At 67.8% G+C, this 12,447-nt stretch carries 12 protein-coding genes; 7 read left to right on the top strand and 5 right to left on the bottom strand.

Annotation, left to right across the window (positions count from 1 at the left end; all coding sequences use genetic code 11):
• Window positions 1–116: 116 nt before the first annotated feature.
• Entirely contained in the window at window positions 117–839 is a 723-nt protein-coding gene (locus ABZV44_RS04110; protein ID WP_354831789.1) for a hypothetical protein, read from the top strand.
• A gap of 101 nt (window positions 840–940) precedes the next feature.
• Entirely contained in the window at window positions 941–1,444 is a 504-nt protein-coding gene (locus ABZV44_RS04105) for a DUF4231 domain-containing protein (protein WP_354831786.1), read from the top strand.
• A gap of 67 nt (window positions 1,445–1,511) precedes the next feature.
• Here ABZV44_RS04105 and ABZV44_RS04100 read toward each other — a convergent pair whose 3' ends face one another.
• Genes ABZV44_RS04100 through ABZV44_RS04090 form a run of 3 tightly spaced genes read right to left on the bottom strand, consistent with a single transcriptional unit; the run spans window position 1,512 to window position 4,188 of the window.
• A complete protein-coding gene (locus tag ABZV44_RS04100) occupies window positions 1,512–2,801 on the bottom strand; it encodes an acyl-CoA dehydrogenase family protein (protein ID WP_354831783.1) in 1,290 nt (429 codons plus the stop codon).
• 2 nt (window positions 2,802–2,803) lie between these two features.
• On the bottom strand, window positions 2,804–3,445 hold the full coding sequence (locus ABZV44_RS04095) for a TetR/AcrR family transcriptional regulator (RefSeq protein ID WP_354831780.1): 642 nt from the start codon (window positions 3,443–3,445) through the stop codon (window positions 2,804–2,806).
• Window positions 3,442–4,188: a glucose 1-dehydrogenase gene (locus ABZV44_RS04090; protein WP_354831777.1), complete on the bottom strand. Its 747-nt coding sequence runs from the start codon at window positions 4,186–4,188 to the stop codon at window positions 3,442–3,444. The genes ABZV44_RS04095 and ABZV44_RS04090 overlap by 4 nt, the downstream gene beginning before the upstream one ends.
• Before the next feature lie 183 nt (window positions 4,189–4,371).
• Here ABZV44_RS04090 and ABZV44_RS04085 point away from each other — a divergent pair, with 183 nt between their 5' ends.
• Window positions 4,372–6,555, top strand: a complete 2,184-nt coding sequence (locus tag ABZV44_RS04085; RefSeq protein ID WP_354831774.1) for a malate synthase G — start codon at window positions 4,372–4,374, stop codon at window positions 6,553–6,555.
• 132 nt (window positions 6,556–6,687) lie between these two features.
• Window positions 6,688–7,275 (top strand): WHG domain-containing protein, encoded by a 588-nt coding sequence (locus ABZV44_RS04080; RefSeq protein WP_354831771.1) that lies wholly within the window; start codon window positions 6,688–6,690, stop codon window positions 7,273–7,275.
• A gap of 62 nt (window positions 7,276–7,337) precedes the next feature.
• Here ABZV44_RS04080 and ABZV44_RS04075 read toward each other — a convergent pair whose 3' ends face one another.
• Window positions 7,338–8,312 (bottom strand): YafY family protein, encoded by a 975-nt coding sequence (locus tag ABZV44_RS04075; RefSeq protein WP_354831768.1) that lies wholly within the window; start codon window positions 8,310–8,312, stop codon window positions 7,338–7,340.
• A 109-nt stretch (window positions 8,313–8,421) separates the two neighbouring features.
• Between ABZV44_RS04075 and ABZV44_RS04070 the strand changes: the two genes are divergently transcribed.
• The 3 genes from ABZV44_RS04070 (at window position 8,422) to ABZV44_RS04060 (ending at window position 10,811) form a co-directional block, all read left to right on the top strand.
• Entirely contained in the window at window positions 8,422–9,261 is an 840-nt protein-coding gene (locus tag ABZV44_RS04070; protein WP_354831766.1) for an alpha/beta hydrolase, read from the top strand.
• Window positions 9,262–9,360: 99 nt separating this feature from the next.
• Complete coding sequence (locus ABZV44_RS04065) at window positions 9,361–9,765, top strand: MerR family transcriptional regulator (RefSeq protein ID WP_354831763.1); 405 nt, start codon at window positions 9,361–9,363, stop codon at window positions 9,763–9,765.
• Window positions 9,762–10,811: an alkylmercury lyase family protein gene (locus ABZV44_RS04060; protein WP_354831760.1), complete on the top strand. Its 1,050-nt coding sequence runs from the start codon at window positions 9,762–9,764 to the stop codon at window positions 10,809–10,811. Before ABZV44_RS04065 ends, ABZV44_RS04060 begins: the two co-directional genes overlap by 4 nt.
• A 462-nt stretch (window positions 10,812–11,273) precedes the next feature.
• On the opposite strand, the gene ABZV44_RS04055 is transcribed toward ABZV44_RS04060, so the two are convergent.
• Complete coding sequence (locus tag ABZV44_RS04055; protein ID WP_354831758.1) at window positions 11,274–12,425, bottom strand: RNA-guided endonuclease TnpB family protein; 1,152 nt, start codon at window positions 12,423–12,425, stop codon at window positions 11,274–11,276.
• Window positions 12,426–12,447: the final 22 nt, after the last annotated feature.

Genomic DNA, 12,447 nt, shown 5'->3' with positions numbered 1-12,447 from the left:
CGGCCTCGTCATCGCTCTCGCCGAGAGTGGGAAATTTCACCGGCTGCGCCCCGGCCTGCTGTGGGTATGGTCGAAGGGATGATCGGCCGACCGGCCGGGAAAGGTTGACTGTCAGCATGACTCGGGCCGAGGCGCTCACCGTTCCGACGCATATCCACGGTTATCCGGAGATCGCGTTCGGTGGCTACCTCGCAGGCCTGCTGGCCGCCCAATCCGGCGCGGACACCGTGCGCGTCGACTTCCGGCGCGCCGTCACGGTCGACACCCCGATCCTGCTCTCCCGCCCCGGCGACGGCCACGTCGCCTTCACCGCCACCGACGACACCCTGCTGGTCGAGGCCGCGCCCGCGGCGCTCACCCTCGATCCACGGCCCGCGCCCTCCTGGGCGGCGGCGAAATCCGCTGTCGAACTGGGGCTGTCGGGCGACCGGACGGTCACCGACTGCTACGGCTGCGGGCTGGCCTGCGAGCCGGGCCGCGGGCTGCTGCTGTTCCCGTCGGAGCTGCCCGGTGCGCAGATGATGGCCGCCGCCTGGACCCCCGACGCCGGGCTCGCCGACGAGTCCGGAGAGCTCCCGCCCGAGGTGGTCTGGTCTGCGCTCGACTGCCCGGGCGGCCGCGCCGCGTTCGTCTTCTCGCGAATGGGCAGCGGCGCGTTCACCGCCGCCATGACCTCACAACAGCTGCGACCGATGTACGCCGGGGCCGACTACATTTCGCACGCCTGGGTGGTCACGCGTGAGGGCCGCAAACACACGGTCGGCGTGGCGCTCTCGACGGCCGACGGCGAACTGTGCGCCCTGTCCGAAGGGCTCTGGATCGAACCGCGCCAGGGCTGAGCCGACGCGCCGTGCGCGCCGCGCCGCCGATGCCGTTGGCCGCGAGGCGGACTCGCCGCAACCGCTGAGCCCGGCAACGGTACGCGTGCCACACTGACCGGGTGGCAGGATCTTCGTCGCCCCAGGCCCAAACCGACGCCATGGCAGCGGTCATCGACTGGAATGTCGTCGGCCCCGCGTTCCACGATTTCTGGACCAGCACCTACGCCCGCGAGGTCGCCGACACCGGCCGCCTCACCGGCCGATTCCGCAGCTGGGGGCAGATTCTCCGGTTCGTCGCGATGGTCGCCAGCGCCGTGGTGACTGGCCTGGCCGGATTCGAGGGCTCCCTCATCCGCGCCGCCACCGCCTGCGCCGGCGGGGTGGCCGTGGTGGCCACCGGCAGCGCCGCCATCTTCCACGCCGACCAGCGGGTGGCGACCAACCGCCGCACCCAGCAGTTGCTGCTCTCCGAAGGCTGGCGCTTCGTCGCCGGCGCGGGCGATTACGCGGGCGGCCCCACCGCCGCGAACGCCACCAGGTTCCTGCTCACTGTCGAGCAGATCCTCTCCACCTACGTGGATGACTACATCAAGACCATCGGCGAACCCACGCCGGCGCCCTGATCGCCGAACAGCCGGCGGACGAGAGGCACCGGATCGCCCTCGTCCGCAGGCCTTCGGATCAGGCGGGCTAGAGGTTTCCGACGGCGTGCTCGAGCCGGTCGGCCACCAGCTGACGAGCCTGTTCGCGCAGGGCGGGCCGGAAACCGCTGGGGTAGACCGGATCCGCGGGCGCGTAGGTCTTCAGGACCTCCTTCGCCAGGGTGATCTTGTGGACCTCCGTCGGCCCGTCGGCGATGGCCATCACCTGGGCGTAGTTCATCATGTCGAGGAACGGGAGATCGGTGCTGACGCCGATGGCCCCGTGCAGATGCATGGCGCGCTGGGCGATGTCGTGCATGACCTTGGGCATGGCCACCTTGATCGCGGCGATGTCGTGGCGGACCTTGCGGTAGTCCTGTTCCTTGTCGATGCGCCACGCGGTGCGCAGCACCAGCAGCCGGAACTGCTCCATCTCGATCCAGGATTCGGCGATCTTCTCCTGGGTCAGCTGCTTACCGCCGAGCACGCCGGTGCCCATCGGCCGCGACACCGCCCGTTCGCACATCATGTCGAAGGCCTTGCGCACCAGCGCGACCGTGCGCATGGCGTGGTGGACGCGGCCGCCGCCCAGGCGGGTCTGGGCCACGACGAAGCCGAGGCCCTCCGCACCCAGCAGCGCGTCCGCCGGAATGCGCACGTCGGTGAAACGCAGGTGGGCCTCGTGCTCGCTGAAACCGGGGACGGTGAAGTTCCGCACGATCTCGAGACCGGGGACGTCAGCGGGCACGATGAACATCGACAGCCGCTGATGCGGCGGCGCGTCCGGATCGGTCACCGCCATGACGATGTGGAAGGCGGCGAACTCGGCGGCGGAGTTGAACCACTTCTCGCCGTTGATGACCCACTCCTGGCCCTCGCGCACCGCGCGGGTCCGGAAGGCCGTCGGGTCCGAACCGCCGGTGGGCTCCGTCATGACGTAGCACGAGCCGATCTCGCCATCGAGCAGGGGCTGCAGGTATTTCGCCTGCTGCTCGGGCGTGCCGAAGTGGGCCAGGATCTCGGCATTGCCGGAATCCGGTGCCTGACAGCCGAAGACGAGGGGGGCCCACTGGGACGTGCCCAGCATCTCGTTGAGCAGGGCCAGCTTCAGCTGCCCGTAGCCCGGGCCGCCCAGCTCGGGTCCGAGGTGGCACGCCCACAGCTGCTGCTGTTTCACCTTCTCCTGCAACGGTTTCATGAGCGCCCGGACCTCCGGGTTCCGACGGTCGTAGGGGTTGGGGTAGAGCAGGTCCAGAGGTTCCACCTCGGTCCTGACGAACTCCGCGACCCAGTCCAGTTTCTTCTGGTATTCCGGGTCCGTCTCGAAATCCCAAGCCATGATCAGCCTTTCGTGCTCTTGCGCGGTTGGATGAGTCCGTCCAGGACGGTGGTGCAGAGAATGTCGGCGATCTCGTCGGGGGTGTGCTGCCCATCGGGCCGGTACCAGAAGGTCACCGAATTGAGCATGCCCAGTACGCCATTGGTGACCACGTGGTCGTCGGTGCGCAGCACGCCCGCGGCCCGGCCGGCGTCGATGACCCGCTGCCACAGCGCTTGCAGGCGGTCGCGCAGCTCCTGCAGCTCCCGCGCCCGTTCGCCGGTCAGCGCGGTGACATCGCGCAGCTGGATGGCCACGGCCCGGCGATTGTCGATGATCAGCCGGACGTGGCTGTGGATCAGCTTGCGCAGCTTGGTGATCGGATAGTCGGGGCCGTCCGCGATCTGCTCCGCCTCGGCCAGCATGAGCCGGGTGTAGTCGGCGAGGATCTGCCACAGCAGTTCCTCCTTGGATCCGATGTGGTAGTACAGCGCCCCGCGCTGCACATCGGCCCGTTCCCCGATCTCGGCGACGCCGGTGCCGTGGAAACCCTGCTCCGCGAACAGTTCCAGCGCCGCGCGCACGATCCGCTCCCGGGTCTCCCCCGGTCCGCTCGCCGACGCGGGCGGGCGGCCGCGGCGGCGGGCCGGGACGGCGGCGGTCATCGGAATCCACCGTCCAGGGCCAGGGTCGCGCCGGTGCAGTAGGCGGAGGCGTCGGAGGCGAGGAACAGCACCGCCCCCGCGATGTCGGCGGGCGCCCCGATCCGGCCGAGGGCGGTGTGCCGGGCCAGTTCGGCGCGCATCTGCGGCGGCCACGCCTTGGCGATATCGGTGTCGAAGGGGCCGCAGCGAATCGTGTTCACCCGCACCGACGGCCCGTAGGTGTGCGCCAGCCCCACGGTCAGGGCCTCGAGACCGGCCTTCGCGGCGGCGTAGGGCACCGCCAGCGGTTCGGGATGCGCGGCCTCGATCGAAGATATATTCACGATCGATCCGCCGCCCGCCGCGGCCATGCGCGCGCCGATGAGCGCCGAGAGCCGGAAGGGCCCCTTCAGATTGGTGGCGATCACCTTGTCGAACATGGCCTCGGAAACCTGGTCCAAGCTGGGATAGAGCAGGGACATCCCGGCATTGTTGACCAGGACGCCGACCGTCCCGAACTCGCCGTAGGCGGCCTCGGCGAGCGTTTCGCACTGCTCCCAGTCGCCCACATTGCAGGCCACCGCCAGCGCCCGCTGCCCGGTCTGCGCACGCACCTCGGAGGCTAGTTCCTCACATGCCCCGAGCTTGCGGCTGGCGATGACGACATCGGATCCGGCCGCCGCGAGCGCCAGCACCATCTCGCGCCCGAGCCCGCGACTGCCGCCGGTTACCACAGAGACCTTGCCGGACAAGGGTTTTCCCATGAATCGCACCTCCGCTCCGAGCGGCCGGAAAATGTTCCAACCAGTACATTAAATATACCGATCGATACAATCAACCCCCATCGTCCGAGGCCCCAACCCCGAGGCCGTGAAATACCGCCCGGTAACCGCGAGTAATATGACGCCCGTACTTTTTCCACCCGGCTTCTCGAAATGAGGCAGTAGATGACAGAGCGGATTCAGGTCGGCGGGCTGCAGGTTGCCAAGGTGCTCCACGATTTCGTGGAGAACGAGGCCCTTCCCGGCACCGGTGTTGATTCCGCCGCGTTCTGGTCGGGTGCCGAGGCCGTCATCAATGACCTCGCTCCCCGCAACCGCGCACTGCTGGCGGAACGCGACGACATCCAAGCCAAGATCGACGAGTGGCACCGCGCGAACCCGGGCGCAGGCTACGACAAGGCTGCCTACAAGCAGTTCCTCACCGAGATCGGCTATCTCCGTCCCGAACCGGCCGACTTCCAGATCGGCACCGAGAACGTGGACGCCGAAATCGCCACCCAGGCGGGACCGCAGCTGGTCGTGCCGGTGATGAACGCCCGCTTCGCCATCAATGCCGCGAACGCGCGCTGGGGCTCGCTGTACGACGCCCTGTACGGCACCGACGCCATCTCCGAGGCCAATGGCGCGGAGAAGGGTTCGGGCTACAACAAGGTCCGCGGTGACAAGGTCATCGAGTGGGCCCGCAACTTCCTCGACGACGCCGTGCCGCTGATCACCGGCTCGCACGTCGGCTCCACCAAGTACTCGATCGAGGACGGCGAGCTCGTGGTCGGCCTCGAGGACGGCACCGAGATCGGCCTCGCCGACAACGACGCGCTGGTGGGTTACCTGGGCGAGCCGGCCAACCCGACCTCGGTGCTGCTGAAGCACAACGGCCTGCACATCGAGATCCAGATCGACCCGGCCTCCCCGATCGGCTCCACCGACACCGCGGGCGTCAAGGACGTGGTGCTCGAGTCCGCGGTCACCACGATCATGGACTTCGAGGACTCGGTCGCGGCCGTGGACGCCGAGGACAAGGTCCTCTGCTACCACAACTGGCTGGGCCTGATGAAGGGCGATCTGGCCGAGCAGGTGTCGAAGGTCGGCAAGACCTTCACCCGCACCATGAACCCGGACCGCGTATACACCGCCCTCGACGGCAGTGAGCTTGTGCTGCACGGCCGTTCGCTGCTGTTCGTGCGCAACGTGGGTCACCTGATGACCTCCGACGCGATCATCGACGCGGCCGGCAACGAGGTGCCCGAGGGCATCATGGACGGCCTGATCACCGTCCTGATCGCCAAGCACGCCCTCAATGGCGAGACCCAGCTGAAGAACACCCGCACCGGCTCGATCTACATCGTGAAGCCGAAGATGCACGGCCCGGACGAGGTGGCCTTCACCAACGAGCTGTTCGGCCGCATCGAAGAGGTCGTGGGCCTGCCGGTCAACACCCTCAAGGTCGGCATCATGGACGAGGAGCGCCGCACCACGGTGAACCTGAAGGCGTCCATCTTCGCCGCCAAGGACCGCGTGGTCTTCATCAACACCGGCTTCCTGGACCGCACCGGCGACGAGATCCACACCTCCATGGAGGCCGGGCCGATGGTCCGCAAGGCCGAGATGAAGGCCCAGCAGTGGATCAAGTCCTACGAGGACTGGAACGTCGACACCGGCCTGGCCACCGGCCTGCCCGGCAAGGCGCAGATCGGTAAGGGCATGTGGGCCATGCCCGATCTGATGGCCGAGATGCTGGTCCAGAAGATCGGCCACCCGAAGTCCGGCGCCAACACCGCCTGGGTGCCCTCGCCCACCGCCGCCACCCTGCACGCCACCCACTACCACCTGGTGGACGTGTTCAAGCGGCAGGCCGAGATCGCCAAGGGCGGCCCGCGCGCCACCGTCGACGAGATCCTCGAGATCCCGCTCGCCCCGAACACCGACTGGTCCGCCGAGGAGATCCAGCAGGAGCTGGACAACAACTCGCAGGGCATCCTCGGCTACGTGGTGCGCTGGATCGACCAGGGCGTCGGCTGCTCGAAGGTGCCCGACATCAAGGACATCGGCCTCATGGAGGACCGCGCCACCCTGCGCATCTCCAGCCAGCTGATGGCCAACTGGCTGCGCCACGGCATCGTGACCGAGGCGGATGTCATCGCCTCCCTCGAGCGCATGGCCCCCGTCGTCGACCGCCAGAACGCCGGCGACTCGTCGTACTTCCCCATGGCCCCGGACTTCAACGCCTCCATCGCCTTCCAGGCCGCGAAGGAACTGGTCCTCGAGGGCACCAAGCAGCCCAACGGCTACACCGAGCCCATCCTGCACCGCCGCCGCCGCGAGGCCAAGGCCTTCAACAAGTCCGTCTAGGACACATCTGCTCCACCCCATGAAGCGAATCCCCGGTCGACAGTTGTCGACCGGGGATTCGCTTCAGAGGGCTGATTCGATTGTTCCTATGGATGCTAGGTTTTGGCTTGGTGGGCGTGGGAAGGAGGGCGGATGTCTCCGCGGGTTGGGTTGACGACGGAGCGGGTGGTCGGAGCGGCGGCCGAACTGGTCGATGAGATCGGGTTCGAGAAGCTCACGCTCTCCGCGCTGGCCAAGCGGGTGGGGGTGAAGGATCCGAGTTTGTATGTGCATGTACGGGGGCTGCAGGATTTGCGCGTGCGGGTGGCGCTGCTGGCCAGTGCGGAGCTGAACGAGCGGATCGGGGCGGCTGTTCTCGGTCGTTCCGGGAGGGAAGCGTTGGTGGCGTTCGCCGACGCGTATCGGGCCTACGTGCTCGAGTATCCGGAACGCTATGCGGCCACGCAGATTCGGATGGATCCGGCCGAGGTGGCCGATGAGCCGGCGCTGCTGCGCAGTGTCGAGCTGACGGCGGCGCTGCTACGCGGGTACGGATTGGGGGAATCCGAGGGACTGGACGCGGCTCGCCTGCTGCGCAGCACTTTTCACGGATTCGCCACGCTCGAGTCGGCCGGCGGCTTCGCTCACTCACGCTCCCCCGGCGACTCCTGGCCGCACATTGTCGAAGCACTGCACCAGACGTTGTCGAACTGGCCGCGCTACCAGGACAGTCCTGCCTGACGACGAAACAAACACCGCGCGAGGTAACCGGATCGGCACCGAGAGCTCGTGTGCGGGCGGCATCAATGGCGGTAGAGGCGGGCCATCGCCGCGGTCTCGGTGGCGATCCGTTCGCGAAGCGATTCGGGGGCGAGGACTTCCGCGCCGGCGCCGAGGCGGAGCAGGTCGGGGACGACGCGGTCGGTGGATTCGATGGGGAGGCGGATGTCGCGGTGGCCGGTGGGGGTGGGGTCGGTGGCCGAGTCGCGCGCGGCCTGCGCGGTGGCGGGGTCCAGGAGTTCCGGTAGCCGGTCGAAGGTTTCGGCGGTGAGGCGGATCAGGGCCGAATGGTGGTGGCGGCGTTGGTCGAAGGAATCCAGGTAGGTGGCCCAGTAGGCGGCGAGGTCGAAGTCGGGTGGGCGGGATACGGGGTCGGGGAGGACCTCGAGTTCCATGATCCGGGAGATGCGGTAGGTGCGCAGGTCGGTGGCGGTATGGCCGACGAGGTACCAGTTGCCGGATTTGAGGACCAGGCCGAGGGGTTCGGTGGCGCGGGTGACCAGATGTGGTGTGGCCCAGCGGATGTAGGTGAAGCGCAGGGCGCGTTCGTTCCAGACGGCGTCGGCAACCGTGGTGAGGTGGGGCGTCGGCTCGGCTTCGTTGTACCAGCCGGGGGCGTCGAGGTGGAAGCGCTCGGCGACGCGGCCCGCCCGGTCGCGGAGTTCCGGGGGCAGGGCGGACATGACCTTGAGGTTGGCGGCGGTGACGATCGCACCGAGTCCGAGATCGGCTGCGGCGCTGGGGAGTCCGGCGAAGAACAGGGATCCGGCCTCGTCGGTGGTCAGCAGCTCGAGTTTCGCGCGGAAGCCGTCGAGGAGGCGGTAGCCGCCGTCGTGGCCCGGATCGCCGTAGACGGGGATGCCGGCGGCGGAGAGGGATTCCATGTCGCGGTAGACGGTGCGGATCGAGACCTCCAGCTGGCCGGCGATCTCCTGGGCGGTGACCCGGTCGCGTGTCTGCAACAGCAACAGGATCGACATGAGACGGCTGGCGCGCATATCGAAAATTCTGCCCGAATCCACTGACACTAGATGTCAGTGAAGCCGACATACTGTCCTCCTCGTTCCGAACGGACCCTGTCCGACCATCGAATGAGGAGACATCGCAATGCCTTTCGTCGAAACCCGCACCGGCACCTCGCTGTTCTACCGCGATTGGGGCACCGGCCGCCCGGTGCTGTTCCTGGCGGCGGCCGGGATGGACAGCACCGAACCGCGCGGTGTGATGGCCGATCTGGCCGGGCGCGGCTACCGCACCATCGCTCTGGACCGCCGCGGCCACGGCCGCTCCGATGATCCGGGCCACGGCTACGACTACGACACCCTCGCCGATGATGTCGCCGACTTGATCGACCACCTGGACCTGCGTGATCTCCTGCTGGTCGGCCATTCCATGGGCGGCGGCGAGATCGTCCGCTATCTGACCCGCCACGGCAGCGCCCGGGTGGATCGCATCGCGCTGGTGGCGGCCGCGCTGCCGTTCCTGCTGGCCACCGACGACAACCCGGACGGCGCCCCGCGCGCGGCCGCCGACGCCCTCCGCGATTCCTGGCACCACCATCAGGACCGCTGGCTCACCGACAATGCCGACCCCTACATCGGTGTCGGCCTGCCCGGCTGCGAGGTCTCCGCGATCACCCGCGACCGCGTCCTGCAATCCATTGCGGGAACATCGATGTGGGCGACCCTCGAATGCAACCGCGCGGTGGTCGAAACGGACTTCCGCGCCGAGATGCGCACCATCACCGTCCCGACATTGATCATCCACGGCGACTCCGACGCCTCGATCTCACTCGATTTCGGCGGCCGCCGCCAGGCCGCCCTCGTCCCGGACAGCGAACTCGTCATCTACGAAAACGCCCCTCACGGCCTCTACCTGACCCACCCGGAACGCCTCACCCGCGACCTCCTCGCCTTCGCGAAGTCCCCGGTTCCCGCCTCGGCGTAGCGGATTCGGTCCAGCCCGGCTGCCGCCCGCTCCGTACCGATCCGGCAGCCGCGGCTCATCCTTGACTCTGTACCCGGGTACCGGGTTGAGAATGGCGGTATGCGCAGCAGTGAGGTGGCCGCCCGCGCGGGCGTGAACGTGCAGACCCTGCGGTATTACGAGCGGCGGGGGCTGCTGGCGGAGCCGCCGCGTTCGGCGGGCGGGTATCGCGCGTATCCCGCGGACGCGGTGGCGACGATCCGATTCGTCAAGCGGGCGCAGGATCACGGGTTCAGCCTGGACGAGGTCGAAGTGCTCCTGCAGCTCGCCGCGGGCGGCCCCGAGGACTGCGATACGGCGCGGGAGCTGGCCGAGTCGAGGATGGCCCTGCTCGCCGAGCGCATCGCCGACCTGCAACGCATGCGGCGATCGCTGGCCGAGCTGGTGGCGACCTGCGAGCGCCCGCGCGAGGACCGCTGCTGCTCATTGCTGGAGACCTTGCACGAGAAGGGAGATCGGTCGTGAAGCTCGAGATTCTGCAGGTTCCGCACTGTCCGAATGTGGCAGTGCTGGAGGATCGCATCCGCCAGGCGACGGCGGGCCATCCGATCGTCCTCGAGATTTCTCACCGCGTCATCGACGACCCGGACGATGCGGCCGCGGCGGGCATGGCCGGGTCGCCCACGCTGCTGGTCGACGGGGTCGACCCGTTCGCTGTGCCGGGCCAGGTCCCGAGCGTCGCGTGCCGCCTGTACCGCTCCGAATCCGGCGGCATCGACGGCGCCCCGACGGTCGGCGCTCTCCGCGCGGCCCTGCAACTCGAGCCGATCGATGCGCCGGACGACTCCCGAGCTGCCGGCGACTGCTGTGCACCCTCGGACACCGTGGGCTCCCTCGCACCCGGACTCACGACGTGGCGACGCGCCGCGCAACCGGCGGACCCCGCCGAAAAGGAGATCCACCAGGCTGTTCTGCGCGGTTTCGCCGCCACGGGCCGACCACCGAGCGCAACGGAGCTGGCCCGCATCGCCGCGCGATTCGACGTCTCGGCCGAATCGGTCCTGGCTCGCCTACACGCAGCGGACGTGATCCGCCTCGATGCCCCGGGCGCTATCGCCTCGGCGTATCCCTTCTCGACGTCACCGACCCCGCACCGCGTTCGAATCACCAACGGCGCAACGGTTTACGCAATGTGCGCGGTCGACGCACTCGGCATGCCGGCGATGCTCGGCGCCGATGCCGTCATCACTTCGGCGGACCCGTCGACCTCGGAGCCCGTCGAGATAACCATCCGGGACGGCGAACTCACCGCCCAACCGGCAACCACGGTCGTCTTCCTCGGCGCCCGAGCCGGCGAGGGCCCCTCCGCCGACTCCTGCTGCAACGACCTGAACTTCTTCACCGACCGCGACACCGCCCAGCGCTGGTCCGACGCCCACCCCCACCTCGACGGCACCATCCTGGATCTAGCTGCGGCCCGCCGGCTCGGCGAAGACATCTTCGGCGCTCAACTCTCCGCGACCTCCGACCACCCGGCCACCCTGTCGCGTCCTACTCCGCCGCAGCACTAATTCACCTTTGCGCCAACCCATATCGCTCCCGAACCCCCTCGACTACGCTCCGCACCGTCAACCACCCCGAGCACTGAGGAAACACCGACGGGTTCAACCGTCCTCGACATCGTCAACCTGATCCTGGCCCGCATCCACGCGGGCTGGTCCTGGGTCTCGTCGGGCTCGTCCGGCCCGATGCCGCTGTAACAGCGGACCATTCGATTTCGTGAACCCCCTCGCCGCACTCGGCGGAGGGGTTCACGCGTCTCCGCGGTCAGCTGACCACGATCGAGACCACGATGGACCCGCCGACCGCCCACAGCAGCGGCGCGACATAGGCCACGTCCACCACCGCGGTGTGCCGCGCACGCGCCAGCCAGCACGACGATCAGATAGTTGACTCCCTCCCGGCCCTGAAGGATCGGGATTCCCTGCCTCACGACAGGGGCTTCCTGTTTCATCGACGGTTGCCTCCTCGCATCAGCTGCGGGGCGGTCTCACACCATCTCCGCAGGCTTCGACGGCCAGCCCGGCCGCAAGAATGTTCTTCGCCGCGTTGATATCCCGATCGTGGACAGTGCCGCACGGACACGTCCACTCCCGGATGTCGAGCGGCAGGCGATCGGCGATCCGCCCACACGTCGAGCATGTCTTGCTCGACGGATAGAACCGGTCGATCGCCACCACGGTGCGCCCGTACCAGTCGGCCTTGTATTCCAGCATCGACCGAAACTGTGACCACGACGCGTCCGAGATCGCCCGCGCCAGCGAACGATTCCGAACCATGTTCCGCACACTCAAATCCTCTATGGCAATCACTTGGTTTTCGCGCACCAACCGAGTCGAGAGTTTGTGCAGATGGTCCCGCCGCCGATCGGCGATCCGGGCATGAATACGAGCCACCTTCAACCGAGCCTTCGCCCGGTTGCTGGAGCCCTTGTGTTTCCTCGACAACACTTGCTGCGCCTTCGCCAACCGCGCCCGGTCCTTGCGCTCGTGCCGGGGATTGGACACCTTCTCCCCGGTGGAGAACGTGTACAGCGACGTGATACCCGCATCGACACCGACCGTCGCATCGGTCGGGGCGTGCGCGCTGATCGTCTCCTCGACCAGGATCGAAATGTGGTACCGGCCCGCGCTGTCGCGTGACACCGTAACCTGCGACGGGACAGCACCTACCGGCAGTGGACGAGACCAGCGAATGCTCAGCGGTTCCGCTTGTTTCGCAAGTCTGATCTGGCCGTCGCGGTAGGTGAAGCAGTTCGAGAAGTAGGTGGCCGAGTCCTTCGACCGGCCCTTCCTCTTGAACTGGGGATAGCCGGTTTGTTTGCGCCAGAACTTGTCGAAAGCCCCCTGAAGGTTCCTCAAGGCTTGCTGCAACGGCCCCTTGGAAGGCTCTGTAAGCCACTCGGTTTCGGGGTCGCGTTTCCATTGCGTGAGCATCAGCGATGTGTCCGCGTAGTTGACGCGACGCTGCTCCTGGCTCCAAGCACGGGAACGCTCCGCCAATGCTCGGTTGTACACGTACCGGACACAACCGAAGGTACGGACGAGCTGTTCGGCCCGCTCGGGCGTGGGGTAGAAGCGGAACTTATACGCCCGCTTCACCACTCGATCGCCCACGCTTGACATGGTAGTACATTAGCGTGCCACG

Source organism: Nocardia sp. NPDC004860 (assembly GCF_040609015.1).
Lineage (GTDB): Bacteria > Actinomycetota > Actinomycetes > Mycobacteriales > Mycobacteriaceae > Nocardia.
The sequence above is the reverse complement of the archived record's forward strand: the minus strand, read 5'-3'. Positions and strand labels throughout refer to the sequence as shown.

Bases quoted from the DNA above. Each gene is read 5' to 3' on its own strand.
- ABZV44_RS04110 (WP_354831789.1), top strand. From the start codon at position 117: ATGACTCGGGCCGAGGCGCTCACCGTTCCGACGCATATCCACGGTTAT.
- ABZV44_RS04100 (WP_354831783.1), bottom strand. From the start codon at position 2,801: ATGGCTTGGGATTTCGAGACGGACCCGGAATACCAGAAGAAACTGGAC.
- ABZV44_RS04095 (WP_354831780.1), bottom strand. From the start codon at position 3,445: ATGACCGCCGCCGTCCCGGCCCGCCGCCGCGGCCGCCCGCCCGCGTCG.
- ABZV44_RS04090 (WP_354831777.1), bottom strand. From the start codon at position 4,188: ATGGGAAAACCCTTGTCCGGCAAGGTCTCTGTGGTAACCGGCGGCAGT.
- ABZV44_RS04085 (WP_354831774.1), top strand. From the start codon at position 4,372: ATGACAGAGCGGATTCAGGTCGGCGGGCTGCAGGTTGCCAAGGTGCTC.
- ABZV44_RS04080 (WP_354831771.1), top strand. From the start codon at position 6,688: ATGTCTCCGCGGGTTGGGTTGACGACGGAGCGGGTGGTCGGAGCGGCG.
- ABZV44_RS04075 (WP_354831768.1), bottom strand. From the start codon at position 8,312: ATGCGCGCCAGCCGTCTCATGTCGATCCTGTTGCTGTTGCAGACACGC.
- ABZV44_RS04070 (WP_354831766.1), top strand. From the start codon at position 8,422: ATGCCTTTCGTCGAAACCCGCACCGGCACCTCGCTGTTCTACCGCGAT.
- ABZV44_RS04065 (WP_354831763.1), top strand. From the start codon at position 9,361: ATGCGCAGCAGTGAGGTGGCCGCCCGCGCGGGCGTGAACGTGCAGACC.
- ABZV44_RS04055 (WP_354831758.1), bottom strand. From the start codon at position 12,425: ATGTCAAGCGTGGGCGATCGAGTGGTGAAGCGGGCGTATAAGTTCCGC.